This window comes from uncultured Aurantimicrobium sp., from assembly GCF_936931525.1.
Classification (GTDB): Bacteria; Actinomycetota; Actinomycetes; order Actinomycetales; family Microbacteriaceae; genus Aurantimicrobium.
Genome location: NZ_CAKZII010000055.1, coordinates 1 through 2,308 on the forward strand (window position 1 = coordinate 1; position 2,308 = coordinate 2,308).

Annotated in this window: 1 protein-coding gene and 1 pseudogene; both read right to left on the minus strand. The window is 56.5% G+C overall.

Going from position 1 to position 2,308, the window contains the following annotated elements:
* Window positions 1–2,073, minus strand: a 2,073-nt coding sequence (gene gyrA / locus Q0362_RS02610) for a DNA gyrase subunit A (protein ID WP_298119463.1), incomplete at its 3' end; no start/stop codon positions are given.
* Window positions 2,063–2,308: pseudogene (locus Q0362_RS02615) on the minus strand (DNA topoisomerase IV subunit B); the annotation flags it as partial. The gene gyrA and the pseudogene Q0362_RS02615, both read right to left, overlap by 11 nt.

The following is a 2,308-nucleotide window of genomic DNA, read 5'->3' on the forward strand; positions in this document are numbered from 1 at the left end:
CTCATCGGTTGCGGTGAAGCGGATGCTCATACCCTTGCGTGAAACCAGGAGAACGTCCGAGTCAGCTTCAAGGAGAAGTGCTGAGACGAGCTCGTCACCTTCGCGCAACTTGATGGCGATGATGCCACCGGTGCGGTTGGTGTCGTATTCGGTCAGTGCAGTCTTCTTGATCAAACCATCGCGGGTTGCCAGGGCGAGGTACTGAGCTGCCTTGTAGTCGCGGATGTCGAGAATCTGGGTGACCTGCTCATCAGGAGCAAGTGCCAAGAGGTTAGCGATGTGCTGACCCTTAGCGTCACGACCTGCTTCTTGTACTTCATACGCCTTGGCGCGGTAAACGCGTCCGGTGTTGGTGAAGAACAAGAGCCAGTGGTGGGTAGTGGTGACGAAGAAGTGCTCGACTACGTCATCAGCTCGGAGCTGTGCACCCTTGACGCCACGGCCACCACGGTGCTGGCTGCGGTAGTTGTCGCTGCGGGTGCGCTTGATGTAGCCGCCACGGGTAACGGTGATAACCATTTCCTCTTCAGGAATGAGGTCTTCCACGTTCATGTCGCCGTCGAAGCCAGGCATGATCTCGGAGCGACGGTCATCGCCGTAACGGGCAACGATGTCAGTGAGTTCTTCCGAAACAATCTCACGCTGACGCGAAGGGCTAGCCAAGATGGCGTTGAACTCAGTGATCTGAGCTTCCAACTCGTTGGCTTCGTCAATGATCTTCTGACGTTCCAGTGCGGCCAGACGACGCAGCTGCATTTCCAAGATGGCGCGAGCTTGCAGCTCGTCAATCTTGAGGAAGGCAATCAGGCTGTCACGAGCATCTTCAACAGTGGAGCTCTTGCGGATCAGGGCAATCACTTCATCGAGAGCATCGAGAGCTGCAAGGTAACCCTTGAGGATGTGCATACGCTCTTCTGCCTTGCGCAGACGGAACTGCGTGCGGCGAACGATGACGTCAATCTGGTGCTCAACCCAGTTGGAGATGAATCCATCAATGGCGAGGGTGCGAGGGATGCCATCCACGATGGCAAGCATGTTTGCACCGAAGTTTTCCTGGAGCTGGGTCTGCTTGTAGAGGTTGTTGAGAACGACCTTGGCGACTGCATCGCGCTTGAGCACGATAACCAAACGCTGACCGGTACGACCAGAGGTCTCATCGCGGATGTCCGCGATGCCGGTGATCTTGCCGTCCTTGACGAGCTCCGCGATCTTGATCGCGAGGTTGTCAGGGTTGACTTGGTAGGGAAGCTCGGTGACGACGAGGCAGGTACGGCCCTGAAGTTCTTCAACGCTGACCACGGCACGCATCGTGATGGAACCACGACCAGTGCGGTACGCGTCCTGAATACCCTTGATGCCCAGAATCTGTGCACCGGTGGGGAAGTCAGGTCCCTTGATGCGAGAGATCAGTGCTTCAAGGAGCTCTTCACGCGTTGCATCAGGGTTAGCCAGTGACCAGAGTGCACCTTCGGCTACCTCACGCAGGTTGTGGGGAGGAATGTTGGTGGCCATACCCACGGCAATACCCACCGAACCGTTAACCAGCAGGTTGGGGAAGCGTGCAGGAAGAATCGAAGGCTCTTGAGTGCGGCCGTCGTAGTTGTCCTGGAAGTCGACGGTTTCTTCGTCGATGTCACGAACCATTTCCAGCGCCAAAGGTGCCATCTTGGTTTCGGTGTAACGAGGGGCAGCAGCGGAGTCGTTACCGGCAGAACCGAAGTTTCCCTGACCGAGAGCCAATGGGTAACGCAGCGACCAAGGCTGAACCAAACGCACGAGTGCGTCATAGATGGCCGAGTCACCGTGCGGGTGGAACTGACCCATGACGTCACCGACGACACGAGCACACTTAGAGAATGCCTTGTCGGGGCGGTAGCCACCGTCATACATCGCGTAGATCACACGACGGTGAACAGGCTTGAGGCCGTCACGAACGTCAGGAAGTGCGCGGCCCACGATAACGCTCATCGCGTAGTCGAGGTAAGAACGCTGCATCTCCAGTTGCAGGTCTACCTGCTGGATGCGGTTCTCTCCGTTTTCGTCAGTGGTGACGAGGTTGTCGTTAGATGTCAAGGAAACGCACATCCTTTGCATTCTTCTGGATGAAGTTTCGACGTGATTCCACGTCTTCACCCATCAGGGTTGAGAAAATTTCGTCAGCAGCAACTGCGTCATCCAAGGTGACCTGAAGCAGGGTGCGAGTTTCGGGGTTCATGGTGGTGTCCCACAGTTCGCGGTAGTCCATCTCACCGAGACCCTTGTAGCGCTGGATTCCGTTGTCCTTAGGAATCTTGCGACCAGCTGCGAG